Genomic DNA, 26,793 nt, shown 5'->3' on the forward strand with positions numbered 1-26,793 from the left:
TCCCATCATTTCTTCGCCGCTTGCTGTGCGAACGGGTCGGCACAGTAAGCCTGCGCCTGCGCGCGAAAATCCGGGCCGCCGCTCAGCCGATCGACCAGCGCGGAAAAATCCTCTGCCGGTCGCTGCGCCGCATTCATCGACAACTGATCCCAGGCGCCGCGATAGGCGGAAAGGCTGACTGAATGACAGGCCAGGGCTATGCGCACCCCCATCTCCCCAAGGCGCGCCTGATCCTCCAACTCTGTTGAGCGGGCGCCCAGCACGAGCGGCAATGTGGTCGCTGTGACAACGGCCTCCAGCGTCCCCCAGTCCTTCACGCCGGAAACGAACAGTGCCGCCGCCCCCGTTTGCTCGAACGCGCGCAGCCGGTCGACCAGCGCGGATTTATCGGGACAGACCGCCGTACTGGTCCGGGCGATGACCCGAAGGCTGCTGCCGCTCGCCCCGTCCACCGCCGCACGGATCTTTGCGCAGGCTTCCTCTTGTGAGATGCCCGCTTCGGCCTGAGGCGACAGGCGACGCGGCAGATAGGTGTCCTCGATCGTGACCGCGGCGGCACCCGAAGCGGCCAGATCCTCGGCAAAGCGCCTGGCATTAATCGCATTACCAAAACCATGATCCCCATCGACGATCAGCGGGATCGGCAATCCGCGCGCGATCCTGCGGCACAGATCGACCACCACATCCTGCGAGACAAGCGTGATATCGGGCAGGCCCAGATGATGCAGCGACACCGAAGACCCCGGCAAAACCGCGCAACGATAGCCCAGTTCGACAGCCATCCGTGCCGTCAACGGATCGAAGACCGATGCCGGCATCGTGCAGGTGCTTCCCGCCAGAATTCTGTCCAGGGCGGTTTCGTCGCGAGCCATGCCTTCCCCTACAATCGCATCGTCCTTGATGTTTGTTGACACCATGCCGCAGGGGGGTCAAAGGAGAAAAGCTAGGTTCACTTTAGAAAGACTAAACCCATGGCATTCGATCATATGCCACTAAACTGGATCCGGACTTTTGAGAGAACCGCACGGCTGCTCAGTTTCCAGGGTGCTGCAGCGGAATTGCATGTGACCCCTGGCGCGGTGAGCCAGCAAATTCGCAAGCTTGAACTTGAACTGGGTCAATCCCTGTTCCAGCGCTCACGATATCCCGTATCGCTGACCCCCGCGGGCGAGGCTCTCTTTGAGCGCGTGCAGAGCCCGCTGCACCAGATCGACCAGGCTCTCCTCGACAGCCGCAACCACAATCAAAGCCAGGGATCGCAGATTCATGTCTGGGGATCGCGGTTCTTCATGCGGCTTTGGCTTTTGCCACGTCTTCACCTTTTCAAGGAGAGGCATCCGAACTTGACGCTGGTTCTGACGACAGCCTCGCCGCTCGCCTCCGTGCCGCCGGATTGTGACGTGGCGATCCGGGTGGGGTTCGACATGAACCCGGATCTGCACCGCGAACCGCTGCTTCGCCGTGTCGCGGTTCCGGTGTGCAGCCCCGACTATCTCCGCCAGCATGGCCCAATCACCACGATCGCGGATTATTCAGGCCACCTCCTCCTCCGGGGCAGCATGCATGACGACGAGTGGAGACTGTGGCTCGCCGCGAACGGGTCCAGCCAGTTGCCCCTTCCAAACGTCACGACGCTGAGCAGTTCGGATCTGGTACACGCCGCAGCCATTGAAGGTGTCGGTATCGCGCTTGGCCGGCTGGGGTTCATCGACAAGGACATTGCCTCCGGCCGCCTGAAGCAGCTTTGCGGCGAACCTGCGGATGTGGGGGTTCCGTTCTGTCTTCACTACCGCAAGGACCGGGAGACCGATCCGAACATCGGTCGATTCACCACATGGCTCCGGGAAGACGTAACCCGCCGGTCGTCCGATTTCCCCCCGGCGCTTGTCGCTAAAATTGCCGATTGATCTCAGTCATGCCTACGCTGGTATCTACGGCAGCACGTGGATCGATGCTGGCGACGGCGTGAGGCCGACTGTCTCTCCGACCTCGAACAGGCCCACTTCGGCGGGATTGGGGCTGTCGACCAGCCATTCGCCGATGCCTTCGACCTCGACAAGATACTCGGCAATGTTGCCGAGGAACATCATGCGCCGGACCGTGCCCTTGAAATCGCCTTTGCCCTTTGAAAGGCGCACCGCCTCCGGCCGGACGACGAGCGTGATGTCCATGCCGGCTGCAAGATCCGGCTTGTTTTCAATGCCTATCCGAGTGCCCGCGATCTCGACCTCGTTCTTGCCGACACTCCTTGCCTGCACGAAATTCGCCTTGCCAATGAAATTGGCGACAAAGCGGCTGACCGGCCGCGCGTAGATTGCGTGCGGCGTGCCAAGCTGTTCGACCACGCCGGCATTCATCACGACGATCTCGTCGGAAATGCTCATCGCCTCGACCTGGTCGTGCGTGACATAGATGCTGGTGATGCCGACCCGTTGCTGCAATTCGCGGATCTCCACGCGCATCTGCTCGCGCAGCTTGGCGTCGAGGTTGGAAAGCGGCTCGTCGAACAGTAGCACCCGCGGCTCCATGACGATGCAGCGGGCCAGCGCCACGCGCTGCTGCTGGCCGCCCGAAAGCTGGTTGGGGGAGCGCCGCGCATAGCCGGCAAGGCCGGTCTGGTCGAGCACGCGCGCGACCCGCTCCTCGATTTCGGCCTTAGGCAACTTGCGCAGCCTCAAGCCGAAAGCGACGTTCTCGAACACGTCGAGATGCGGGAAGATCGCATAGGACTGAAACACCATGGCGGTGTCGCGCTTGTTGGGCGGTTCCTCATTCATGCGCTTGTCGCCGAACAGGATGTCGCCCGAGGTCGGCTCCTCGAAGCCGGCGATCATGCGTAAAAGCGTGGTCTTGCCGCAACCGGAGGGCCCAAGCAGCGTGACGAGTTTTCCCGCACCGATTTCCAGGTTCACGTCCTTGACGGCGGCGACCGTGCCGCCGTCGGGGCTGGTGAAGACCTTGTTCAGGCCGACTATTCTGATCGAGTCCGTCATTGATATCTCACCATCGAGGTGTGCCGGCTCCAGCGGCTTATGGCCAGGCTGATGATGACGATGGCGATAAGCACGATGACGATCACCACCACGCTGAAGGCCGCCGCGACGCCGAGCCTGCCGGAGCCGACCTGATTGAGGATCTGGACCGTCATCAGGTTCCAGTTGGCCGAAACGAGGAAGATCGCCGCGCTGATCGCCGTCATGGCGCGCACGAAGGCATAGACGAGGCCGGAGAAGAACGCCGGCGCAATCAGTGGCAGCGTCACCTTGCGGAAGGTCGTGATCCCGTCCGCGCCGAGGTTCTGTGCCGCTTCCTCGATGGAAGGGTCGATCTGCCTGAGCACCGCGATGCCCGACTGGATGCCGACCGGCATGTAGCGGAACACGAAGCACAAAACGAGGATGGCGAGCGTGCCGGTCAGGATCAGCGGCGGCGCGTTGAAGGCTAGGATATAGCCGATGCCGACCACCGTGCCCGGCACGGCGAAAGACAGGATCGAGCCGAATTCCAGTGCCGTGCGGCCGGGAAAGCTACGGCGCACCACGAGGAAGGCGATCAGCATGCCCAAAAGCCCGCTCACCGGCGTCGAGACGATGGCAACGACCAGCGTGTCCTTGACCGAATCGAGGCCGACATCGAACACATAAACGAAGTGAGCAATGGTCGGGGTATAGTTGAAACCCCAGACCTTGGTGAACGCACCGAGCAGGATGACGGCGTAGAAGGCCGCCACCATCAGCGAGAAAAACACGACCAGCCCATAGAGCAGCCATTTGACCGGTACGCTCACGATCTTGGAGGTGGAGGCGGTCGGCTTGCCGGTGACGGTGATGTATTGCCGCTTGGCCAGGTAATAGCGCTGGATGGCGAAGGCGGTGATCGAGGGGATAAGCAGGACGATGGCGAGTGTCGCCCCGCGCGACAGGTTGAAGGAGCCGGTGATCTCCAGATAGGCCTGCGGCGCGAGCATCGGGAAGGAGGCGCCCGCCAGCACCAGCGGGTTGCCGAAATCGGCCATGGATTCGATGAACACGATCAGGAAGGCGCTGGCGATGCCCGGCAGCGACAGCGGAAAGCTCACCTTCCAGAAGGTCTGCCATTTCGTCGCGCCGATGTTGAGTGCGGCGTCCTCCAGCGTCGGGCTGAGCGAGGCGAGCACGCCGCGCAACGACAGATAGGCGATGGGCGCAAAGGTGAAGACCTGCGACAGCACCACGCCGCGAAAACCGTAGATCGAGAAATCATCCAGCCCGAGCAACTGGCGGGTGATCAGCCCGTTGAAGCCGAACAGGAACAGGATCGACACCGCGCTGACGAAGGGCGGCGACACGATCGGCAGGATCGTCACATAGTGCAGCAGCGTCTTGCCGGGAACCGGCAGGCGGGTCAGCACGAAGGCGGCGAGATAGCCGATCGTCACGCTCAGCACGCCGACGAGCGCTGCGACGCTGAGGCTGTTGACGAGGGCATTGCGGTAGAGCCGGCGCTCGGCAAGCTCACGATAGCCGTCGAGCGTCCACACGCCGCCGGGCTGGAAGCTGGCGAGCAGCACCTTGACCAGCGGATAGACCACGAAGACGGCAATCGCCACGGCGATCACCGCCAACAGGACGAGCAGGACCGGATCGCGCGCGAACTGTCGAAGTTCGGACCGGGCGTTCCGGATCGATGCCATTCCTATCTGCCGGATGCTACTGGCCGAGCACGTCCTTGGTCCAGCGATCGACCAGTCGCTGCTTGTTCTCGGCGGCGAAGGCCGGATCGACGGCGACGAGCTTGATCTTGTCAAGCGCGGGAACGCCGGTGCCGCCGCTGACATCGGTGCGGATAGGCAGGAAATAGGTCTTGGTCGCGCTCAGCGCGCCCTGCCCGTCCTTGGACGTCATCCAGTCAACCAGCTTCTTGGCATCGTCCAAGTCCTTGGCCCCCTTGAGGATCGACATGGAGGCAACCTCATAGCCGACGCCCTCGCTCGGGAACACGACTTCCACCGGATAGCCCTCGTCGGCAAGCTTCAGGAAGCCCGGCGTGAACTGGATGGCAATCGGCGTCTCGCCGACACCCAGCGCGCCGCTCGGCGCCGTGCCGCTCTGCGTGTAGGTCTGGATGTTCGGATTGATCGTCTTGAGATATTCGAAGGCGCCATCCTCGCCGCGCTCCTGGATGAGCGTCAGGATGACCGAATAGGCGGTGCCGGAAGATTGCGGCGACGGCATCTGGATGAGGCCCTTATAGGCGGGGTTCTTCAGATCCTCCCACGAGGTCGGGACCGGCGCGTTGCGGCTCTTGAGGATATCGTTGCGCACGCCGATGGCCAGAGGATTGGTGTAGATGGCGTGCCAATAGCCCTCCTTGTCCTTGAACTGGTCGGAAAGAGCGTCCGCGTTTTTCGACACATAAGGCTCGGTCAGGCCGCGTTCCTTGGCCAGGATGTGGTTTTCGCTGGGCGCGCCAAACCAGACGTCCGCCTGTGGCCGGGCCTTTTCGGCCTCGATGCGCGACAGCGCCGGGCCGGAAGACAGGAACACCATCTGGACATTGACGCCGGTCGCCTTGGTGAAGGCATCGAGCAGCTTGTGGGCGTTCTCCTCGTCGACGCTGGAATAGACGGTCAGCGCATGTGCGCTGCTCATGGCGAGCATCGACGCCAGCGCGGCAGCCGCAAGAGTCCGTAGCGAAAAGGTCATCATCTGCCTCCCTTTGAATGATTTTGTGCGCGGTCGAAGCACTCAAGCGGCGGACGCTCGGATAATCCGGGTTGCCGCTCTGTCTTTTTTGTTTGAGCATCGGGTTTTCCGAAAGCCGGTAGCCACTTTTCGGTCCGATGCTCTAAGCTGGCAAACTATCGGCAGAAGCCGGCAAAGGTCAACGCTGCCAGACTGCAATCCTTATTGGGCCTCGCATCGCATACCGCAGCCGCTTCGGACGTCCCCCAACGGGTGTTCGGGCGGATATGGACCACTTGCCCGGTTGGTTCGTCGCGAAAAGCTTGAAAATGAACCGCATTTCCGTCGCTTTCGCTCCGCGCACCCGAACAGATGGCCTCAATCCATTTCCCTCAAATCGACAGGTCCTGACCTAGACGACGCGGACGTCGAGGTCGCCGATACCATCGATATGGCCCTGAAGGCGATCACCGCGCTTGACCGCGCCAACCCCGGAAGGCGTTCCAGACAGGATGATGTCGCCGGGCATCAGCGTGAACAGGCCCGACAGATAGGAAATCATTTCCGGTACTTTCCAGATCATCTGGTTGAGGTCACCGGTCTGCCTGCGCTCGCCATTGACATCGAGCCAGATGGCGCCCTGGGTCGGGTGACCGACGACGCTTGCGGGCGTGAGCGGCGTGCACGGCGCGGAAGCCTCGAACGCCTTGCCTACCTCCCACGGTCGGCCCATCTCCTTCGCCTTGGCCTGCAGGTCGCGCCGGGTCATGTCGAGGGCAACGCCATAGCCGTAGATGCAGTCGAGCGCCTTTTCGAGCGGGATATCCTTTCCGCCGTTTTTCAACGCCACAACCATCTCGATTTCGTGGTGAACATCATCGGATGCCGGCGGATAGGGGAAGTCTCCGCTGGTATCGAGATTGTCCGGGTTCTTCTGGAAGAAGAAAGGCGGATCCTTGTCCGGGTCGTGCCCCATCTCGACGGCATGCGCGGCATAGTTCCGGCCGACACAATAGACCCGGTGCACCGGGAAAACGTCACCCGTGCCGGCCACGGGAATAGCCGGAATGACGGTCGGCTCGATGACATAGTTTGCGGCTGCGCCGTGCATGTTCATTGTCTTGCTCCTGCATAAAATTCGACTTTGGCTTCAACCTTTTCGATCAGTTCGGCCACCACCAGGGCGAACGCGAAAAGGATGATGGTCAGGGCCCAGAATTCGGCCATGCGGAAATTCCGCGAGAAGGTTTCGAACAGCGCGCCATAGCCGACGATGGCAACGAGCAACTGGCCGATGACGACACCCTTGACGCCGCGGATGAGGCCGAGCCGGATCCCGGCGAGAATTTCGGGAAGGGCCGCCCAGAGAATGATCTTGCCATAGAGTGCGCTGCGCGAAGCACCGTAGGAACGCGCCATTTCGACCAGGGACGGCGAAATGTGGCGAACCCCGGCACGGGTATCGAGGACGATGATCCAGATAGCGAACAGGAACACCGCCGCCACGATCGTCTTTTCGCCGAAGCCGAACAGGATCATCAGCACCGGGACCAGCGCGGAAAGCGGCGCACTGGAGAAGATGTTGACCCACATGCCGAGCAGTTCGTCGGCGAGCTTGACCCGCCCCATGAGGATGCCGAGCGGAATGCCGACCACGATCGACAGCGCCATGCCTATGACGAAGGCGCGCAAGGTGGTTACGGTCGCGCTTTGCCAGGATTGCGTCTGGACGAGATCGACGGCGGCGGCAAGCACGTGGCTGAACGGCGGCAGCAGGAAAACCAGGTCGAGCCGGCCAACGATCTCCCACGCCACGCACCAGACGAGAAGCGAGGCCATCATGGGCACGCGGTGGCCGAACAGTTTCATACCCCGACCCCGCACTTCCAAGTGGGTGCGGGCAGGCTGGCCTTCGCGGCGGTCATCACGCGATCACTCCACATACTGCTTCAGCCCCTGCCAAATCTCTTCCACCGTGTCGAGATAATGGTCGTCCCGATGAATTCGCTCGGGATCGCCGGACCGATCGATCTGAGGCTCTATGATGCGGGAAACCCGGCCGGGTCTCGGCGACAGCAACACGATGCGATCGGAGATATAAACGGCCTCCTCGATCGAATGGGTAACGAAGATGAAGGTCTTGTTTTCATTGTTGCGGAGCCGGACCAGATCTTCCTGAAACTTGCGCCGGTTCTGCTCATCGACGGCGGAGAATGGTTCGTCGAGCAAGAGGACATCGGCGTCGACCGCCAAAGCGCGCGCCAGCCCGACACGCTGGCGCATGCCGCCGGAAAGTTCGTGCGGATATTTGTTTTCGAAGCCCGAAAGGCCAACCTCGGCAATGTAGTGACGCGCCTTGTCTTCACGCTGCGCCTTCGAGACGCCGCGCAATTCAAGCCCGAAAGCCACGTTGCGCATCACGGTTGCCCACGGCATCAGCGCGAAATCCTGGAACACGAAGGCGCGTTCGGGCCCCGGTGCGCTGACGACCTTGCCGTTGACATTGACGGTTCCGGCATCGGCTCCGACCAGGCCGGCGATAATCTTCAGAAGCGTGGTCTTGCCACAGCCGCTCGGCCCGAGCAGGCTCGTCAGCTTGCCGCGCGGAAAATCGAGATCGACGTTGCGCAACGCCTCGACGTCTCCATAGACCTTGGAGATACCCCGCACCTCCACGATCGAATCGCTCGATCCGGACATGGGTATCGGTTCTTTTTGTAAAGCGACGGCGTTCATTCAGGCTCCCCTGTCTTCGGGCCTGAAAACGCTTGTTTCGATCCACTGCAGGAAAACCAGTGTCAGGGTCGAAAGGGCGATGATCGAGGCGATGGTTGCATACATCTCGGCATAATCGGCGCGCGAGCGGTGGAACGTGATGAGATCGCCGATACCGGTTGGTGTAATCAGCAACTCGGCCAACACGACCCCGACGAAGCCAGCAGCCACGCCGAGGCGAAGGCCCGCGAAAATCACCGGGCTGGCGTCCGGCAGGATGATCTTGGTCACCACCTGCCACCGTGTGCCGAGGAACGACCGGCCCATGACGACGAGCGATTCATTGACGTTGCGTACGGCCTTGTAGGTGTTCAGCACGATGACCGGCAGCGCCAGGATCATCACGGCAAGCGTCTTGGCCGTCATGCCGATACCGTAGACAAAGGTGACCATGGGAATGAAGGCGGCGACAGGAGCGGCCTGGAATACGATGAAGATCGGGATCATCAACCATTCGCCGGTGCGCCACAGGCCGCATAGCGTACCAAGGCCCACGCCTAGAAAGGTCGACAACACCACCCCGAGCAGCAGCGGCTGAAGCGTGGAGGCATAGGCGGTAGGCATGCTGCCATCGGCCATCAGCCTGACGAACGCCACAAAAGTGTCGGAAAAGGTGGGGAACGCAAAGCTCACCGGAATGCGCCCGGCGATCTCCCATATGCAGGCGAAAAGAACCATCGAGACAAGCCGCAGCAGGATCGGCCGGTCGCGCCACCGGCGCCGGCCTTTCGCGCGGGCAACGGGAGCGAGGCCGACGGCCCCGCTCTCTGTCCTGAACCCAGTGACCATCAGGCCGGCCTATTTCTTGCCGAGCTTGGCAACAGCACGCTCGATGGGAGCCATATCCCAGAAATCCGTAACCTTGAGGGTAGCCGGATCACCTTCGATCTGGCCGGCGGCGCTAAAGAAGGCAAAATCGTCCTTGGCCGCGTCTTCGCCACCGCCATTCTGCGCCAGGCTGCCAGCTTCGGCGGTTTCCTTGTAGTAGGCGGAAATCTCTGCGTCGGCATCCGCGCCGAGATCCGGAAGGAGCTTGTACTTGTTGCGCATTTCGACTGCAGACTGGGGGTTCGCGAGGATTTCGCGCGCCGTCTTCATCAGTTCTTCGACCAGAATATCGACATCGGCGGCATTTTTCTGGAGATAATCCTCGGTCGCGAACAAGGCCTCATCGGTGGCGCTGACATCTTCGACCGGCAGGACGGTAAATTTTCCAGGGGCTTCTTCCTCAAGCGCGCGCCGGTTGGCGGCATCGACGATGGAGGCTTTCAGCGTGCCCTGCAGAAGCGCGTTCCGGCGGACCTCGGAGCCCGGCACATAGCTGATCTTGCCGAGTGTGATACCGTTTTTCTTGGCCATCAGCAGCATGACGGCCTCCGTACCGGAACCTCGCGCCTGAACGGCAACCTCCTGCCCATCAAGATCCTTCCAGTTTTTGTAAGCCTCGCTGTTGACGACGGGAAAGAAACGCTGCGTCGAAATCTGGTCGAACAGGCGGATCGGCACGCCGACTTTCTGGATCAGCGTGTAGGGCGAGCCGATGCCGACATCAGCCTGGCCACCGACGATCGCCTGGGAAGCCAGATCTTCGTCATTGAGAATGATCAGATCGACATTGACGCCGCGTTCCTTGGTCCGCTCGATGGCGGCAAGTGTCTGGATGGACTCGATGCCCGGCAGGTCCCCGAAGGCGATCCGCATGTCGCCGGCATTGGCGGTAGCCATGGGCATCGCGCTGCCGAGCGCCATTGCAAAGGTGGTTACAAGAATAGTGCGTCTGGATAGGCCAGTCATTTATCTACTCCTCCCATTCATATTCTAACCAATATGCGAAATGGTTAGAGCACAGCAACGGATTGGTCAAGGCGAAATCACCCTTCCCCGAACCCTGCCAAAGGGTGCCCGCGATTGACTGGTCACGGTAATCAATTTAACACCTAGCCAATGAAGCAATGCTGGATTGGTTAAGCAATGGACAGACTGGGAGACGGTGGCCACGCCGCCTTGGTGCAACTCCAGGCTTTCCTCGCGCAGATGGATCAGTCCGGCGAAACCCGATTGCCGGCTGAGCGGGAGTTGTGTGAAAGCCTTGGCGTGTCGCGCGGCGATTTGCGCAAGGCACTGACGGTCCTTGAGAGGGACCGCCGCATCTGGCGCCATGTCGGCAAAGGCACCTTTGTCGGTAGCGGCCCGGTGGAAGAGACGATCGGTATTTCGGAAATCGCGGGCCGAACCAATCCGGCCGACGTGATGCGGGCGCGGCTGATCATCGAGCCCGAGATCGCGCGCGAAGCGGCGTTGCATGCGACGCTGGACGACATAGCCGCCATGCGCCGGTCCATCGTCCATACGCGGGATGCCACGACGTGGCGGCAGTATGAGAATGTCGACAACCTGCTTCACCGGCAGATCGCGCAGGCAAGCCGCAACAATGTTCTCCTGGGCCTGTTCGACGTGCTCAACGCCGTTCGCCGCACGGTCGTGTGGGGTCGCCTGCGCTCGGACGGCTCGCATCCGCCGGCCGATCATCACAGTTTCGCCGATCATGAACGCATCGTCGATGCGATTACCGACCGCGACATGAGTGGCGCGGCAACGGCCATGCGGCTGCATCTGCAGCAGGTGGAGCGGCGGCTTATACCGGCCCGCGAAGCTGCCGAGTAACCGGACCGCCCTTGCGGCCGGCTTCAGGCCTCGTTTTGCAGCATGGCCCGGCGTTCGTCGCCGGCCACATAACGCTGGGCGATAGCGGCACAGACAAACAACTGGAACTGATGATAGAGCATCAGGGGCAGGATGATGAGGCCGGTTGCATGGCCAACGAACAGGATGTTGGCAATCGGCACGCCACTGGCGAGGCTCTTTTGCGAGCCGCAAAATAGCAGGCTGACCTCGTCTTCACGCGAAAGGCCGACCAGCCGGCCAGTGCGCCTGAGGACAACCATCACCAGGAACAACAGGACCAGATCCAACGCGACCAGGAGCGACAGGGTCGTGCCGTCGAGCCGTCCCCAAATTCCGGCGACGACGCCGGCGCTGAACGCCGAATAGATGATCAGCAGGATCGAGCCCCGGTCGACAACCATCGTCAGGAGCTTGTTCTTTTCGATCCAGCCACCGATCAGGGGGCGCATGAGCTGGCCCGCCACGAATGGCAGAAGCAACTGCACGCAGATGCCGATCACGGAACTCGCATCCAGCTTTATGCCATTGGTCGAAAGCAGCAGCGCGGCAAAGGCAGGCGTCAACACCACCCCAAGCATATTGGACAAGGAAGCCGCGCAGATTGCTGCGGGGACGTTCCCCTTCGCCATCGCGGTCAGGGCGATCGACGACTGCACGGTGGACGGCAGGATACACAGGAAGAGGAAGCCGACGACAAGTTCCTCCGGTAGCCAGGGGCGGGCGAAAAACGCCAGGCCGAGGCCGAGTATCGGAAACAGGCCGAAGGTGGTGGCAACAACCAGCAACTGCAGCTTCCAGTTGGCTATACCGGCAACGATCGCCTGCGTCTTGAGCTTCGCTCCGTAGAGAAAAAACAACAGCGCGACTGCCGCGGAACTGAGCTGTGAAACGAACTTGGCTGCGGCACCGGATACCGGCAGCACGGTGGCGATTGCCACCGTCGCGATCAGCAACAGCATATAGGTGTCGATCGGCAGTTTCTTCAGGACGCCGCGCATGGTTCATCCGCTCCCGTATGATGACCGCGCTTTTTCTAGATGGCATTGCCCTCATTTCATAGCGTGATAGGTTCGATATCAGTAATTACATTTGTGAATGACATGATTCCGCACAGGCTGCTCGATCTGCATCCCTCCATTCTTCGCAGCTTCCTGGCCGTGGCCAACAGCCTGAGTTTCACGACGGCCGGAGCGCGGCTCGATTTGCGTCAATCGACCGTCAGCCAGCATGTGAAAAAGCTTGAGGATGCCGTCGGCCAACGCCTCTTGTTGCGCGATACGCATTGCGTCGCCTTGACCGAACAGGGCGACGCCATGGTCGAGATGGCCCGCAACATACTCGATGCGAACGACAGGCTGGCAAATTTCTTCATCGACAAGGGACAGCGGGAAAGACTGCGTCTTGGCATATCCGAGGACTTTGCGATGTCGCGCCTCGCGAATGTCCTGATCGCGTTCAAACGCCACGATCCGCATGTCGACATCGAACTCACGGTGGGCCTCAGCGGTTATCTTTACCAACGCTTCGATGCGGGCGAACTCGACGTGATCTTCGTCAAGCGCAAACCCGGCGACCGGCGCGGCAAAGTCGCCTGGCGCGAGCGCCTGTCGTGGATCGCACGGCCGGCCTTGCGGATTTCCGCCAGCATGCCCGTGCCTCTTGTGGCGTTTTCTCCACCGAGCATTACCCGGTCGCTGGCGACGGAAACGCTCCAGAAAGCCGGGCGATCCTGGCGCATCACATGCAGCAGCGGCAGCATCAGCGGGTTGCGTGCGGCCCTGCTTGCCGGGCTCGGCGTCGCGGCCCATTCGGGCCGCCTGATGCCCACGGGGCTTTCCCGGATACAAGCCGATGCCGGCCTGCCGCAATTGCCCGAGATCGAATTCGTCGCCATCGGCCCGGGGCGGACGCAACCGCTGGCGATGCGCATGGTCGATACGCTGGTGGATATTTCGCAAGGCTTTCAGCAAGTCTGGGAATGATGCCGTTTGCGCAATCGGCGCACGTGAGATCGACCGGCATTCGACACCCCTTCAACGAAAAAGCCCGGCGCGAAGGCCGGGCTTTGCTTCGTGAAACGGCTGCGGATCAGGCGACGGCGGCGTTGATCCAGTGCGAAAGCGCGGTCTTGGGCGCAGCGCCCACCTTCATGTCGGCGACTTCGCCGCCCTTGAACATGATCAGGGTCGGGATCGAGCGTACGCCGAATTGCGCGGCAAGCTCGGGGTTCTCATCGATGTTCAGCTTGGCGATCTTGACCTTGCCGCCGAGTTCGGTGGCGATTTCTTCCAGCGAGGGTCCGATCATCTTGCAGGGGCCGCACCATTCCGCCCAGAAATCGACCACGACCGGCTCCTTGGCGTCGAGCACATGGGCCTGAAAATTGCTGTTATCGACCTTGACGGTGGCCATGCTTGGGTTCCTTTCGGTTCAATGTCGCACAATATGTGGTGGCGGACGCCGCCTGGTTCAAGCCAGTTTGTGTCACGCTGCCGTGAGTCGGGCAAGAGCATCCTCCATCGCCTGGACCGGCAATTCCAGCAGCAGCGGCGTTTCGGTAAACATCAGCGCGGCGGCGACCCGCCGACCCGGATAGAGCGGCGCAAGCAGCGCACGGTAGAGCGCAAGCTGAAGGATATAGGCGGCGGGAACCTCAGCGAGCGAGGCAGGGGCCGGCCGGTTGGTCTTGTAATCGACAATCAACACCGCGTCGGGCGTGACGGCCAGGCGATCGATCTTACCGGAAACTGACCGCTTTTTGCCCCGGATTTCCAGGCTGCCCATGATCGACACTTCGGCCCGCGAATCCGGGCCGAAGATCGGCGCGAAATCCGGCGCATCGAGGATCGCATCGATGGATGCCAGCGCGCGGGCGCGCTCGCTGTCGGGCCAGCCGGCACCGGCGCGCGCCAGATACCGCTCGGCAGCACTTCGCCGCTCATGCCGAGCTACGCCGGGCAGCATCTGCAGCAGCTTGTGCAACGCCAGTCCGCGCAGCACGGCAAAGCCGGGTTCGTTCTCGGCGTCCAGCACCGGCGAGCGCACATCAATGACGGGTTCCTTCGCCTCATCGATCAGCGCCGACGCGCCGGAAGGCGACAAGGGCCGGGGCAGGTCCTCGTCCACGGGCAGGGCGTTGGAAAGAAATGCCGGCAATGGCCCAAAATCCTCGGATGGCCGTTCCGCCTCGACCGATTTCGGCGCGACGGGCGGCAGGCTCGTTACCTGGAAGCGGTACACCGGCTCGGCGGTGACCGGATGCGGACGCTCCTCGCTTTCAGGCGCGCCGAGCAGCGCGCGGCTGACGATGGAATGCCAGATGCCGGCGTTCGGCGCGCGCTTGCCGTGATAGCCGCAAACCACCAGCCGATCCTCGGCCCGCGTCATGCCGACATAGAGCAGCCGCCTGTATTCGTCGTCGGCCAGTTCCTTTGCGCGCGTGGCCGCCCCTTGCGAAAAACTGTTGGCAACGTCGCTGGCGGCGCGCCAGAGATAGCCCTTGCCCTGCCAATGTTGACCGGTTGCAGGAAACGGCATCAGGCGCGGCAGATGCTGGTCGCTGAACGGCGCCGATCCGCCGTCGACCAGAAACACCACCGGCGCTTCCAGCCCCTTGGCGGCGTGCACGGTCATGACCCGCACCTCGTCGCGGCCCTGGTCCATCTCGCGCTTGATCTCGGGGCCGGCGTTTTCCAGCGTCGCCAAGAAGGCCTCCAGCCCCGGCAGGCCGGTGCGTTCCTCGGCCAGGCAGAAATTCAGAAACTCGTCCAGAATGTCGCCGGCCTCCTGCCCCAGCCGCTCGATCATCCTCTTGCGCAGGCCGTCCCGCCCGAGCAGACCGGCATAGAACTCGAAAACTGGCTTGAAGGCGGCCTCGCTCGCCCATCCGTCCAGCCGCTCCACCACGGCGGCCAGCGCGGCATCCGTGCCCGAGTGGGCGCGCAGCGAGGCAATAAGCGAGACGCCTTTTCCGCGCGCTCCCGCCAACGCAAACAGCGCTTCTTCGGAAATGTCGAAGATCGGGCTGCGCAGCACGGCGGCCAGCGACAGGTCGTCTTGCGGCTGGATGAGGAAGCGGCCGAGCGCGATCAGGTCCTTGACCGCGATATGGCCGGGCAGGCTGAGCCGGTCCGCGCCGGCCATCGGGATGTGCCGGTTCTTCAGGCTGCGCGACAGCGCATGCACGAAGCGGTCGCGCTTGCGCACCAGAACCAGAATATCGCCGGCGCGGATCGGCCGGCCCTTGCCCTCGATGATATCGCCGTTAGCCAGCCAGTTCTGGATCGTTTCCGCTACATGCTCCGCCACCAGCACGGCCGGCGCGCGCAGATGGTTGACCGGCAGCGTCCAGTCGTCGGGTTCGTCCACCGTATCGGCACCAATCGACGGCCACACCTCCACATAGCCCGGCGCATCGTCGCGGATTGCCTTGTGGTCGAGCGGGTCGGTATCATGGCTGATGCCGCGCCGGACTTCCGGGTAGGCAAAAACGCGGTCCACCGCCGACAGGACATCCTGTGTCGAGCGAAACGACCAGGTCAGCTTGAGGTCGGCAAAATCGGCCTCGGCATTTTTGACGTGGCCGGAGAAGAAGAGCCTGCTCTCGTCGAAGGATTCTGGCGCGGCCCCCTGAAACGAATAGATCGACTGCTTTTCGTCGCCGACCGCAAAGACGGTGCGCAAGGTGCCGTCGCGCGCGCCCTGCCCGGCAAAAAACTCCTCGGCCAACCGCGTCACCACTTCCCACTGGTCGGGGCTTGTGTCCTGCGCCTCGTCGAGCAGGATGTGGTCGATGCCCTGGTCGAGCTTGTATTGCACCCACGGCCCGGCATCGGTGCGCTTGAGCAAATTGACGGTGCGGGTAATCAGGTCGTTGAAATCGAGGAAGCCGCGCCCGCGCTTCATCTGCTCATAGCGGCCGATGAGCCAGTCGGCGGCGGTCAGCGCGGCGCGGGTGCCTTCCAGCATGCGATAGAGCGCCAGTCTGTCGCTTATTTCGATGATCGCGCCGGCTGCCTCCAGATAGCGCTCGGGCAAGTCGGGCAGTTGGCCAAGCATCGCTTTCTTGAAAGTGCTCGAACCGTAGGGAGCGCCATCCGATTTCAGGAAAGCCTTGGCAAGCAGGTGCAGCCGGCGAACGGGATCGGCTTCGGCAAAGGCGGGAATTGCATGCGGCAGGATATTGTTCAGCACCGAGCGGGCATCGGTTATCTCGGCAACGCGGGCAAAGGCGGCGAAATAGTCAGACGGAAAACCAGGCAACGGCCAGGCAGCAAGCGCAATATCCTCGGCGGTCTGGCCAGTCGGAAAGCCGAATTCGTCGAACAGCGCCTGAAAGCCGGTGCCGTCGCCGCCGATCTGGCCGATGAAGGCGCGCAGGCCGTCGCGCTTGCGCACGATTTCGCCCAGGAGCGCGTCGAGGCCTGCCTCGCCGCCGCGCTCGAGGATGGTGGCGAAGGCTTCCGCCAGTTCGAAATTGCCGCCGCTGGCGCCGGAAATCATGTCGCGTCGCGCGGTAGCGAAAAGGGCGGCCTCCATCTGCGGATCGAGCATCTCGAAATGGGCAGCTATATTGGCTTCCAGCGGAAACTGGTGCAGCACGGATTCGCAAAAGGCATGGATGGTCTGGATCTTCAGGCCGCCCGGCGTTTCCAGCGCCTCGGCAAACAGCCGCCGCGCCCGTCGCATCAGGGCCGTGTCGGGCGTCTTGCCGTCCAGTTCCCTTATTCTCGCGACCAAGTCGTCGTCGGGCAGTTCGGTCCATTCCGACAGCGTCGAAAAGACCCGGTTCGCCATGTTGGCGGCGGCCGCGCGCGTATAGGTCAGGCACAGGATTTTCGACGGATCGGTGCCGCGCAGCAACAGCCGGATGACGCGCTGCGCCAGCACATGCGTCTTGCCGGAGCCGGCATTGGCCGACACCCAGGCCGAATTGCCGGGATCGGAGGCGCGCGTCTGGTTGGCCAAGGTTTCCGGCGGGATCGGATAGATTCTTTTCATGCCTCGCCGCTCCCCTCTTCGGGGGCGTCGCCGCCGGCCGACCACTCGAGCACGCGCGCCAGATGATCGTAATTGCCGTCCGTCTCGCCTTCGCGAAACGGCAGCGCCCGCGACAAATAGCCGGCCGCCGGGTCGTGGTAGTGGACCAGCAGCTTTTCGAGCCGCGCCCAGGCTTCTTCGGCAAGATCGGCGGCAGTGCGCGGCTGGCGGTTGTATTCAAGGATGGATTCTTCGAACACTTCGCCATTGGCTTTAAGCCGCACGAAGGCCAGTTGCGACGGTTCGCGCGCGCCAAGCTGTTGGAAAGCGCCGCGCCGAAGCAGCGCGCCTTCCAGCGCCAGTTGCGGCGCAAGCAGCGTATGCGCCTGCGCCTTGGAGGGAGAGGAACCGGTCTTGTAGTCCAGAATATCGGCCATGCCGCCGGCCAGCAGATCGACGCGGTCGGCATAGCCGGAAAGCGTCACGCCGGACTGGCCGACTTGCGTCTTGTCGGCGCGTTCTTCGGCGTGGCGATGCGCCACATTCGGAGCCCGTTCGCGCTCCCATCTTATGAAGTCAACGGCGAGCTTTTCGAAGCGCGGCCACCAGACAGCTTCGACATCGGCAGGCAAAGCCGCCTCGGCAAAGCAAGCGCGGCCCGCAGCGATCAGCGCCCCGAGGGCCGCCGGATCGCGGGGATCGGACACCGTGCGGGAAAACAGGTGCAGAATGGCATGGAACAGCGTGCCGCGCTCCGCAGCGCCCGGATCGCGGATTACCGGATCGAGCGGCATCAGGCCAAGGATGCGCCGGGCATAGACGGCATAGGGATCGCGGCGCAGCGTCTCGATCTCGGTGACGGAGAAATGCCGGGGCCGCACGTCAACCGGCGGCGTCGGCTGCGGGCGCGGCGCAAAATCGCGCTTCTCGCCGGCATCCAGCGCGCGCGCCCATGAAAGCAGTTCATTGCCGCGCCGGCGCATTTCGCCCGCATGGTTCTTGCCGACGAAGGTCAGCAGCCTCTGCAGCCAACGCGACGGCACCGCCGGCGCATCGCCCGAGCGGGCGGCGCGCGCCAGCACCACTTTGGGCGCGCCCATCGCCATCTGGAAATCGTGCGCGGCAAGACCGATGCGGCGTTCCGGCGGCTCCAGATCGATCCCGGTTTTCATCAGCCGCGACATGAAGCGGTCGCTCTGGGCCTTGCGCGGCCATACGCCTTCGTTCAGCCCGCCGATCACCAGCGTATCGACGCTTTGCAGCCGCGCCTCCAGCGCGCCCCAGATGGCGATGGTCTTGTCGCTGCCGCGTGACGGCTTGACCGTTTCCGGCGCGATCAGCGCCTCCATCACATCCGGCCATTCCTCCGCCGCGAAAGAGAAGGGTACGGTGGTCGCCACCAGCCCGCGCAGGAATTCGGCCAGCTTTTCGCCGGCGTCATCCGCATAAAGAAGGCCGAGGCTGCCGTCGGTAGCACGGCCGAGATTTTCCAGCGCAACAATGCTGGCCTGCACCAGAGCGGCAAGCTCGGTTTCGCCGGCGCCGCGCAAGGCGATCAACGACGACAAGGCGTCCGCGAGGCGCGCAAGCATGTTTTGCGCTTGTTCGAAATCCCCGGCAGACAGACGGGCGAGCCAGAAAGGTTCGCGGCTGGCGGAACTCACCGCAGTCAGCCGCACCTCGAACAGGTCGGGCAGCGTGGCGATGTCCGGTCGGCCGGTGCCGCCGCGCAAGGCGACCAGTTCGATCACTTCGCCCGCGCGGCGCACAACAGGGCGATCCAGCCCGAGCGCCAGCAGCGGATGCTTGAGCAGAGCCAACAGGGCGACCGGGTCGCCGGGGTGGAAAGCGGCTTCAAGCGCCAGCCGCAGCAGGCTTGCCGGTGGCGTCTGGCTGAGCGGCGTGCCGCCGGAATCGTCGGCAACAACGCCGAAGCGTAGCAGTTCGGCCGAGACGCGTCGCGCCAACGCCCGGTCACCGGTGACCAGGGCTGCACGCTGGCTGGGCAGTTCGACCGCGCGCCGCAGCGCTATGGCGATGGCTGCCGCCTCGTCGCGCTCATTTGCGGCTTCCAGCAGCGTGACCTCGGCAAAGGCGGCGGTAATGTCGTCGGCAGCGAACCGGCCTCTCGTTTCCGCCCAGAATTCGGTAGTTTCCGCCGGCCGCAGCGCCTCGCCGATCAATGCCGTGCGCAGTGCGAGCGGGTTTTCGCCTATTTCCCCGACGTCGCGGCGCAAAACCCCGATCTTGCCGATGAGCTTGGCGAGGCCGTATTGCGGATGGCCAAGAAGGGCGGGCCTTGCATCGGCGGCGGAAATCGCAGCGAAGGACGCGTCGTCCAGCGTCTGGTCGAGGCCGGGCAGCACGACCGCGCCGAGCGGCAGGCCGGCGATCACCGACAGAAGTTCGGCGGTGGCGGGAATGGAGCCGGTGGAGCCGGCGGCAATGACCGGCCCGGCAGGCGGGTTGCGCTTCAGCCGGGCGGCCTCCAGCCGGATCAAGGCGCTGCGATGTGCGGCCGGGTTGGAGCGGTCCAGCTCTTCCAGTAGCGCCGGCCAGTTTTCGGTGACGATCTTCAGGAAATCGAGCGTCACCTGCCACCAGCCGGCCAGGTTTCCCGTGACCAGATCGGCAAGCTTTGTCCAGTCGGAGCCTTCCGTCTCGATCTCATCCATCAGGTCGGCCAGGTCGCGCGACAGCCAGATGGCGTCGGCGGCGGAGGCCGGCACCACCATCTCCTCCTCGAACAGGGCCGCGACATGAGCCGGCAGCCGGCGTTTCCAGGCGCGCACCAGCGGGGCCAGCAGCAGCAGCCGTTCGATGCCCGCAATAGGCGGCGCGAGGTCGAGCGCGGCCGCACTTTCCGGCGCATCACTCTCGAACAGCGCGTCATCCTCGTCGAATTCGCCCAGCGGGCGGATGACCGGCAGGATGGCCGAGCCGCCGCCCATCCTCTCGACCAGGACGCCGCGAAGCGCGCGCGCCGCGCGGCGTGTCGGCACGTAGATTGTCACGCTGGCCAGCGCCAATGGATCGCCATCGTGACGAAAGCCGGGAATGAACGTGCCGGAAAGCAGCGCTTCCGCCAGGGTCGGCAGGAACGGCGCACCGGGTGGAATGGAAAGAACGCGCCGCGCGCTGTTCATGGCGTCCCGGCGAGCGCGTCAGCGACGGCGGCTTCGGCAAGCGGGATGGCGTCGGGCGTGCCGACCGTGATCCAGCTGCCGTCTATGGCCATGCCGAACAGGCGATCTTTGGCGATGGCCGCATCGAAATAGCCGTTCAGGGAATGCGGCCCCGCAGGCGCGCCGTCAAAAATGCGCGGATGGACGATCGCCGCGCCGGCATAGATCAGGCCGGCCGGGTCGCCCATCGAGCGGCGTAGCGCGCCGTTTTGTGCGACCGAAAAATCCGTGCCGCCGCTGTGGCCGGTTGCCGAGCCGATGTTCGCGAGCATCAGCAGAATATCCATACTCGCGTCGTCCCATGCCAAGCCGAGTCGCGCAAGGCTGGATGCGCCGTGGTCGATCCAGAACGTATCGGCGTTGAGCACATAGAAAGGGGCATCGCCCAGTTCCGGCAATGCCTTGACGATGCCGCCGGCGGAATCCAGCAGGCCGCCGCTTTCATCGGAAATGACGATTTTCGGCGCGGTACGGCCAGCGGTATGGGCGACGATCTGCTCGGGGAAATAGTGAACGTTGACGACGGCCTTGGCGACACCGACGTTAGCCAGGCTGTCCAGTCCCCAGTCGAGCAGGGTCTTGCCCGCGACCTTCACCAGCGGCTTGGGCATGGTTTCGGTGATCGGCCGCATGCGCTTGCCGAGGCCGGCGGCGAGTACCATGGCAGTTTTGGGAGCGGGCGCGGTCAAAGCGTTCGTTCTTCCAGCAGGCCGTGTTCGGTGTAGAAATCGCGCAGGCCGGACAGTGCCGGATGCGCCAGCGCCCGGCGCAGGTAATCGCGAATGCGCGGCAGGTGTTTCAAGTAAGCGGGCTTGCCGTCGCGACGGTCGAGGCGCACGAAAATGCCCAAAATCTTGGAATTGCGCTGCGCCGCCATGATAGCAAAGGCTTCGCGAAAGGCTTCCTCCTCGAAGGCGCCGGCGGCGTGGCGCGCCGCGATATAGGCGTCGAGGGTTGTTGTCTGGATCTCCGGCGACACGGTAACGCGGGCATCCATGGCCAGCGATGCGACGTCATAGGCTCCGGGGCCGACAAGCGCGTCCTGGAAATCGATGATGCCGAGACGGTCACGACCCTGCCGCTCGTCGCGCCAGATGATGTTGGGAGAATGGAAATCGCGCAGCATCAGCGTGGTTTCCCGACCGTCGAGGCGGTCTATGAGGGCGTCCCACTCGCGCCGATAGCCTGCGCGCAATTCCTCGGTCGCCGGTGCGCCGCTGACCGCCGGTACATACCAGTCGACCAGAAGTTCGGCCTCGATCATCATGGCGTCACGGTCGAAGGGCGGCACATCGTGGAAGATGCCGGGGGCTGCTTCCAGGTGGTAGGACCATGGTTCTCCATGCATCATGGCGAGCAATTCTGCCGCCGCAGCGTAACGCTCGGCAATCGGCCGGCCCTCGGCGTCGAGAAAATTACCGGAGCCGAGATGGCTGGTCAGCAGGAAGCCTTGCTCAAGGTCCTGCGCATGAATTTCCGGAACGCTGACGCCGCCTTCCGCCAAGGCGCGGTCGATGGCGACGAATGCGGCGACCGTGCGCGACGTGTGGGCGATCACCGCATAGGGTTTTTCGTCACGCACCGGCGGCCCCAGCACCAGTTCAGGCGAATTCATCAATACGCGGGGTGCAAAACCTTCCAGCTTCACGATCTCGTAGGAGCGGGCGGAAGCGTCGCCGACAAAGTGTCGACGCGCGGCCGCGCCCCAGCCGGCACGGTCTAAAAAATCGCGCATGGCAAGCGAGCGGGCGATGCGCTCGAAGGCTATTCCCTGTCCCGACAGGCGGACGAGACGGCCCTCGTCCCGATGGTCGAGTTCGATCAGAATGGTCGTCGGTGGCAGCCGGTTGCCGGCGCGGTCCGGCCATTCGACCAGCGCAGCACCTGTGTTCAGCGCCTCGTCGAAACCGAGTTCATCGAGTTCATGGGCAGATGCCAGCCGGTACAGGTCGAAATGATGCACCGGAAAGCGCGCGTCATAGCTCTGGACAAGCGTGAAGGTCGGGCTTGGCACGTCGAGGTTTTCGTCATCGGCCAGCGCCCGGATCAGGGCGCGCGCCAGCGTCGACTTGCCGGCTCCGAGGTCACCGGAGAGCGCCAGCACGTCGCCGGGGCGCAGCGCCATGGCGAGGTCTTCGCCCAGCCGGGCCGTTGCCGCATCGTCGGCGAGAAAGCGCTCCAGCATCCGCCTGCGCCGCCCTATTCTGCGGCGGCACGAAGGCCGGCAGGAACGGTCGGGAACGTGCAGACAACGGTGGTGCCGAGGGCCTCGCCCGTCTCGATATGCACGCTGCCGCCATGCAGTTCGACGAAGCTTTTGACGATCGACAGGCCGAGCCCTGCACCCCGGCGGCGGCCGCCATTGGCACGCGGCTCGAAGCGGCGAAACACCGAATCCAGCACGTCCTGCGACATGCCGGGCCCGTCGTCATGCACGGAAAACTCCACGCCATCCGCAGATTGACGGCAGGCAAGCCTGATCGTGCTTGCTTCCGGCGCGTAATTGGCAGCGTTGCTCAGCAGGTTGTAGAGTATCTGGCGGACGCGGATTTCGTCGCCATGGAAGCTCTTGGGCGCTTGCCCGGCGTCGATCTCCAGCTTGATCGCGTGCTCTTCCAGCCTGTCGGATACCAGTTCGGCAGCAGCCGCGATCGCGCCCTCCACCGGAACTTCGGAAATCTCGAGCTGCATGATGCCGGCATCGACCGTGGCGAGATCGAGAATATCGTTGACGATGGTAAGCAGCACCGCCGACGACGAGCCGACATGCTCGACATATTCGCTCTGCCGCTGCGTCAGCGGCCCGGTGGACGATAGTGACAAAAGCTCGGTGAAGCCGATGATATTGGTCAGCGGCGAGCGCAGCTCGTAGGAAACATGCTGGACGAAATCGTTCTTGAGCTGGTCCGACTTCAGCAGCGCCTCGTTCTTGTCCTTCAGCGCGCGCTCAACCTGGACGCTGTCGGTCACGTCGACGAAGGTCGTCATGACCTGGCCGTTGGGCAAATGGATGACGGCGAAGCTCAAAATCTTGCCGCTGGCCAGTTCGGTCTGGCCGTGGCGGTCGCGCCGTTCCTCGTCGAAGCCGGTGATCGTCGCCGCAAACCCGCCCCAGGGACTGTCGACCGCCTTGCGCGCGCACAGGTCGCGGATCGCGGAAACGTGGACACTGGGCGTGATGGCTTCATGATCCAGCCCCCACAGCGCGGCAAAAGCCGGATTGGAAAGGCGAAGCCTGCCGTCCGGGCCGAACACGGCGACGCCTTCGGCCAGATTGTCGAGCGTTTCGCCCTGCACGCGCACCGCCGTCTGGTAGCGGCTTTCCAGATCGATCTTCTCGGTCAGGTTCTCGAACACCCAGGTCACGCCGCCCTTGGGCTGCGGATTGGCCACGACGCGGATGGTCTTGCCGTCGGGCAGGTGCCACCAGTGCTCTTGCGGCTCCACGGAGCGGTAAGCGGAAAGAAGGGTTTCCTTCCAGCGCCGCCATTCCGGCTGCTCGGCGATCTTGCTTTCGCTGCGCAGCCGGTCGAGCAGCAGCGCATTGTCGGGCGCGCTGTGCAGGAAGCCGCTGTCCAGGCCCCAGAGTTTCTGGAACGCCTGGTTGAAGAAGCGCAGCTTTTCGTCGGTATCGAAGGTTGCAACAGCCGTGTTGAGCTGGTCGAGCGTATCGGCATGGCTTCTTACCGTCCGCTCATATTCGCGGTGGATCGCCTCGACGGCGCTGGTGTCGCTGGCAAGGCCGGCAGAGCCGTAGGGACCGTTGAAATCCGTGACCGCATAGATGCGCCGATCGCCTTCGATGACGGTCGAGAGCGCCTGCTCGAAGACAGGCCGCAGCTTTTGCTGCTCGGCAATCGCCTCACGTGCCTGGCCGCCCAGAAATTCCTTTTCTTCGCGGACCGCCGTTCCCGAATCCTCCGCCTCTACGGCCTGCGCATAGGCACGGTTGACCCATTTCAGGCGTCCAGCGGCGGTGCGCATCCACACCGGCATCTTGAGGGCCGAGAAAAGACCGAGCATGGTGTCGTTGTCTTCGGCAAGCTGCTGGTTTTCCAGCTTCAACCGGGCCTGGCTTCGCTGGGTCTGCGACAGCGACACGAAGCGGACCATGATTTGGGCCGCGCTCTTGCGGCCATGCACGTCCAGCGGCATCCCCGCCTGAGTTTCGGCGACAAAGTCGAACGTTGCTCCCTTTTCGCGCAGAGCCGCGATGGCGTGCTCGAGCGTGGCCGCCGAGCGCGGCGTCAACCATCGCCCGAAAGCAAGGAACGCTGCCCGCTCCTCGGGGGCACCGCTGTCGATGGGCAGCCCACCCACCAGTTCGGGCTTCCTGTTGTCCATTCCCCAGACGACGACGCGCTGGTCGCGCAGGTTGAGCATCGCCTCGTAACGCTGCAGGCTGGCGCCTGTGTCGGCCAGGCGGCTCTTGAGCGTTACGTTTTCCGCCGCAATACGGGCCCGCTCGCGAATGAGCACGATGGCCAGCAAAAGGGCCGCCCCCATGACGCCGGCGAAGACTGCCGCCTGCATGACGTCGACCGTGTTGAACGAAATCGGCGCACGGGCGCGGGCGCTCTGGGCATGGGCGGGCAAGCTGGAAAGTGCGTGGGCGAGAGCCGAACCGGCGAGAAGCATGGCGACCCGGCACGAGCGGCGCCAATGGGCGCTGTTGGCCGCATTGCTCTCGATCCCCGAATCCTCACGGCCGCCGGAAACGGCCTTTCCCGCGTTAAGCGGGGTTTTCCCCGGCATGTCCTGGTCCTCTCCGCCGCCTGAATGCAAGACCGCCCCGATTGCGCCCATGCCGACCCCGTCCGGCCAAAACGAAAGCGAATCACCCCACCATAAACGCTCGCCGAATCGGCGTGAAGCCGGTTCCGGCGCAAAAATAAAAGCCGGGCGATTGTCAATCGCCCGGCTACAATATCTTGTGTAGGCTTACGCTATGGTTAATAGCGGTAGTGGTCTGCCTTGAACGGACCTTGCGGGGTCACACCGATATAAGCGGCCTGCTCGCCGCTGAGCGTGGTGAGCTTGGCGCCAAGCTTGTCGAGGTGCAGGCGCGCCACCTTCTCGTCGAGATGCTTGGGCAGCACATAAACCTGGTTCTCGTACTGGTCCGGCTTGGTGAACAGTTCGATCTGGGCCAGCGTCTGGTTGGTGAAGGACGCCGACATGACGAAGCTTGGATGCCCCGTGGCGTTGCCCAGATTGAGCAAGCGGCCTTCCGACAGAAGGATCATGCGCTTGCCGTCCGGGAAGGTGATCATGTCGACCTGCGGCTTGACGTTGGTCCATTTCAGGTTGCGCAGCGCAGCCACCTGAATCTCGTTGTCGAAGTGGCCGATATTGCCGACGATGACCATGTCCTTCATCACCCGCATATGGTCGAGGGTGATGACGTCCTTGTTGCCGGTGGTGGTGATGACGATGTCGGCGGTCGGGGCGGCATCTTCGAGCGTGACCACTTCAAAGCCGTCCATGGCAGCCTGCAGCGCGCAGATCGGATCGACCTCCGTGACCTTGACGCGGGCGCCCGCGCCGCTGAGCGAAGCCGACGAGCCCTTGCCGACGTCGCCATAGCCGCAAACGACGGCGACCTTGCCGGCCATCATCACGTCGGTGCCGCGACGGATGCCGTCGACCAGCGATTCCTTGCAGCCATATTTGTTGTCGAATTTCGACTTGGTGACCGAATCGTTGACGTTGATCGCCGGGAAGGGCAGCAGGCCCTTCTTCTGCAACTGATAGAGCCGGTTGACGCCCGTGGTCGTTTCTTCGGTGACGCCCTTGATGGCATCGCGCTGCTTGGTGAAGAAGCCAGGCGAAGCCTTCATGCGCTTCCTGATCTGGGCGACGAAATATTCCTCTTCCTCGCTTTGCGGGTTGGACAGCACGTCCTCGCCTGCCTCGGCGCGTGCGCCGGTGAGGATATACATGGTGGCGTCGCCGCCATCGTCAAGGATCATGTTGGTGAGGCCGCCATCGGTCCACTGGAAGATGCGGTCGGTGTAGGTCCAGTAATCTTCGAGCGTCTCGCCTTTGACGGCGAAGACCGGAATGCCGGCCTCGGCAATAGCCGCCGCCGCATGATCCTGCGTCGAGAAGATATTGCAGGAAGCCCAGCGAAGTTCGGCGCCGAGCGCCTTGAGCGTCTCGATCAGCACCGCCGTCTGGATGGTCATGTGCAGCGAACCGGTGATGCGCGCGCCTTTCAGCGGCTGCGCCTTGCCGAATTCCTCGCGGCAGGCCATCAGGCCCGGCATTTCGGTCTCGGCAATCTCGATTTCCTTGCGGCCCCAGCCGGCAAGGCCGATATCGGCAATCACATAATCCTTGCTACCCGTCATGGCAGTTCTCCACTGAGCGTTGCTTGCGAATGCGCGCGGCACGGACAGTACAGGCGCGAATTGGATGCGTGCCTAGCAGATCGGGCCCGAAACGACAATGGGATATAAGGAAATCTTTATCTGTGCATACCTTGCCATGACGGCAGGTGGTGC

20 protein-coding genes are annotated in these 26,793 nt (G+C 63.2%); 3 read left to right on the top strand and 17 right to left on the bottom strand.

What is annotated here, in order from left to right:
* Positions 1 to 5: 5 nt before the first annotated feature.
* Positions 6 to 872 carry an isocitrate lyase/PEP mutase family protein gene (locus ACX3P0_RS15870; protein WP_459089895.1) on the bottom strand — a complete coding sequence of 289 codons (867 nt, stop codon included), beginning with the start codon at positions 870 to 872 and terminating at the stop codon, positions 6 to 8.
* 99 nt (positions 873 to 971) lie between these two features.
* Here ACX3P0_RS15870 and ACX3P0_RS15875 point away from each other — a divergent pair, with 99 nt between their 5' ends.
* Complete coding sequence (locus ACX3P0_RS15875) at positions 972 to 1,907, top strand: LysR substrate-binding domain-containing protein (RefSeq protein ID WP_459089897.1); 936 nt, start codon at positions 972 to 974, stop codon at positions 1,905 to 1,907.
* 24 nt (positions 1,908 to 1,931) lie between these two features.
* Here ACX3P0_RS15875 and ACX3P0_RS15880 read toward each other — a convergent pair whose 3' ends face one another.
* The 8 genes from ACX3P0_RS15880 to ACX3P0_RS15915 all read right to left on the bottom strand — a co-directional run bounded on the left by ACX3P0_RS15880 (position 1,932) and on the right by ACX3P0_RS15915 (position 10,232).
* Positions 1,932 to 2,993 (bottom strand): ABC transporter ATP-binding protein, encoded by a 1,062-nt coding sequence (locus ACX3P0_RS15880; RefSeq protein WP_459089899.1) that lies wholly within the window; start codon positions 2,991 to 2,993, stop codon positions 1,932 to 1,934.
* Entirely contained in the window at positions 2,990 to 4,672 is a 1,683-nt protein-coding gene (locus ACX3P0_RS15885; protein WP_459089901.1) for an ABC transporter permease, read from the bottom strand. The genes ACX3P0_RS15880 and ACX3P0_RS15885 overlap by 4 nt, the downstream gene beginning before the upstream one ends.
* A 16-nt stretch (positions 4,673 to 4,688) precedes the next feature.
* Positions 4,689 to 5,684: an ABC transporter substrate-binding protein gene (locus tag ACX3P0_RS15890; protein ID WP_459089903.1), complete on the bottom strand. Its 996-nt coding sequence runs from the start codon at positions 5,682 to 5,684 to the stop codon at positions 4,689 to 4,691.
* A 391-nt stretch (positions 5,685 to 6,075) separates the two neighbouring features.
* On the bottom strand, positions 6,076 to 6,774 hold the full coding sequence (locus tag ACX3P0_RS15895) for a fumarylacetoacetate hydrolase family protein (RefSeq protein ID WP_459077917.1): 699 nt from the start codon (positions 6,772 to 6,774) through the stop codon (positions 6,076 to 6,078).
* Between the two features lie 2 nt (positions 6,775 to 6,776).
* On the bottom strand, positions 6,777 to 7,532 hold the full coding sequence (locus ACX3P0_RS15900) for an ABC transporter permease (protein WP_459077702.1): 756 nt from the start codon (positions 7,530 to 7,532) through the stop codon (positions 6,777 to 6,779).
* A gap of 63 nt (positions 7,533 to 7,595) precedes the next feature.
* Complete coding sequence (locus tag ACX3P0_RS15905) at positions 7,596 to 8,399, bottom strand: ABC transporter ATP-binding protein (RefSeq protein WP_459089905.1); 804 nt, start codon at positions 8,397 to 8,399, stop codon at positions 7,596 to 7,598.
* Positions 8,400 to 9,227 (bottom strand): ABC transporter permease, encoded by an 828-nt coding sequence (locus ACX3P0_RS15910; protein ID WP_459089907.1) that lies wholly within the window; start codon positions 9,225 to 9,227, stop codon positions 8,400 to 8,402. It abuts the gene before it with no gap.
* Between the two features lie 9 nt (positions 9,228 to 9,236).
* A complete protein-coding gene (locus tag ACX3P0_RS15915; RefSeq protein ID WP_459089909.1) occupies positions 9,237 to 10,232 on the bottom strand; it encodes an ABC transporter substrate-binding protein in 996 nt (331 codons plus the stop codon).
* A gap of 177 nt (positions 10,233 to 10,409) precedes the next feature.
* Here ACX3P0_RS15915 and ACX3P0_RS15920 point away from each other — a divergent pair, with 177 nt between their 5' ends.
* Positions 10,410 to 11,102 carry a FadR/GntR family transcriptional regulator gene (locus ACX3P0_RS15920; RefSeq protein ID WP_459077698.1) on the top strand — a complete coding sequence of 231 codons (693 nt, stop codon included), beginning with the start codon at positions 10,410 to 10,412 and terminating at the stop codon, positions 11,100 to 11,102.
* 23 nt (positions 11,103 to 11,125) lie between these two features.
* Here ACX3P0_RS15920 and ACX3P0_RS15925 read toward each other — a convergent pair whose 3' ends face one another.
* A complete protein-coding gene (locus tag ACX3P0_RS15925; protein WP_459077697.1) occupies positions 11,126 to 12,121 on the bottom strand; it encodes a bile acid:sodium symporter family protein in 996 nt (331 codons plus the stop codon).
* Between the two features lie 102 nt (positions 12,122 to 12,223).
* Between ACX3P0_RS15925 and ACX3P0_RS15930 the strand changes: the two genes are divergently transcribed.
* Positions 12,224 to 13,105: a LysR family transcriptional regulator gene (locus ACX3P0_RS15930; protein ID WP_459089911.1), complete on the top strand. Its 882-nt coding sequence runs from the start codon at positions 12,224 to 12,226 to the stop codon at positions 13,103 to 13,105.
* Between the two features lie 106 nt (positions 13,106 to 13,211).
* Here the strand turns inward: ACX3P0_RS15930 and trxA are convergent, their stop codons facing one another.
* The 7 genes from trxA to ahcY all read right to left on the bottom strand — a co-directional run bounded on the left by trxA (position 13,212) and on the right by ahcY (position 26,640).
* A complete protein-coding gene (gene trxA / locus ACX3P0_RS15935; RefSeq protein WP_459089913.1) occupies positions 13,212 to 13,535 on the bottom strand; it encodes a thioredoxin in 324 nt (107 codons plus the stop codon).
* 72 nt (positions 13,536 to 13,607) lie between these two features.
* Entirely contained in the window at positions 13,608 to 17,123 is a 3,516-nt protein-coding gene (gene addA / locus ACX3P0_RS15940) for a double-strand break repair helicase AddA (protein WP_459089915.1), read from the bottom strand.
* The gene (gene addB, locus ACX3P0_RS15945; RefSeq protein ID WP_459089917.1) at positions 17,120 to 20,248 is read right to left on the bottom strand and encodes a double-strand break repair protein AddB; all 3,129 of its coding nucleotides are present in this window, start codon (positions 20,246 to 20,248) and stop codon (positions 17,120 to 17,122) included. Before addB ends, addA begins: the two co-directional genes overlap by 4 nt.
* The gene (locus ACX3P0_RS15950) at positions 20,245 to 20,949 is read right to left on the bottom strand and encodes a nucleotidyltransferase family protein (protein WP_459089997.1); all 705 of its coding nucleotides are present in this window, start codon (positions 20,947 to 20,949) and stop codon (positions 20,245 to 20,247) included. Before ACX3P0_RS15950 ends, addB begins: the two co-directional genes overlap by 4 nt.
* A 23-nt stretch (positions 20,950 to 20,972) precedes the next feature.
* Positions 20,973 to 22,472: a tRNA (adenosine(37)-N6)-threonylcarbamoyltransferase complex ATPase subunit type 1 TsaE gene (gene tsaE, locus ACX3P0_RS15955; RefSeq protein WP_459089919.1), complete on the bottom strand. Its 1,500-nt coding sequence runs from the start codon at positions 22,470 to 22,472 to the stop codon at positions 20,973 to 20,975.
* A gap of 14 nt (positions 22,473 to 22,486) precedes the next feature.
* The gene (locus ACX3P0_RS15960; protein WP_459089921.1) at positions 22,487 to 25,042 is read right to left on the bottom strand and encodes a sensor histidine kinase; all 2,556 of its coding nucleotides are present in this window, start codon (positions 25,040 to 25,042) and stop codon (positions 22,487 to 22,489) included.
* Positions 25,043 to 25,239: 197 nt separating this feature from the next.
* Positions 25,240 to 26,640 (bottom strand): adenosylhomocysteinase, encoded by a 1,401-nt coding sequence (ahcY, locus tag ACX3P0_RS15965; RefSeq protein WP_459089923.1) that lies wholly within the window; start codon positions 26,638 to 26,640, stop codon positions 25,240 to 25,242.
* Positions 26,641 to 26,793 lie beyond the last annotated feature (153 nt).

The organism is Mesorhizobium sp. A556 (assembly GCF_054489545.1).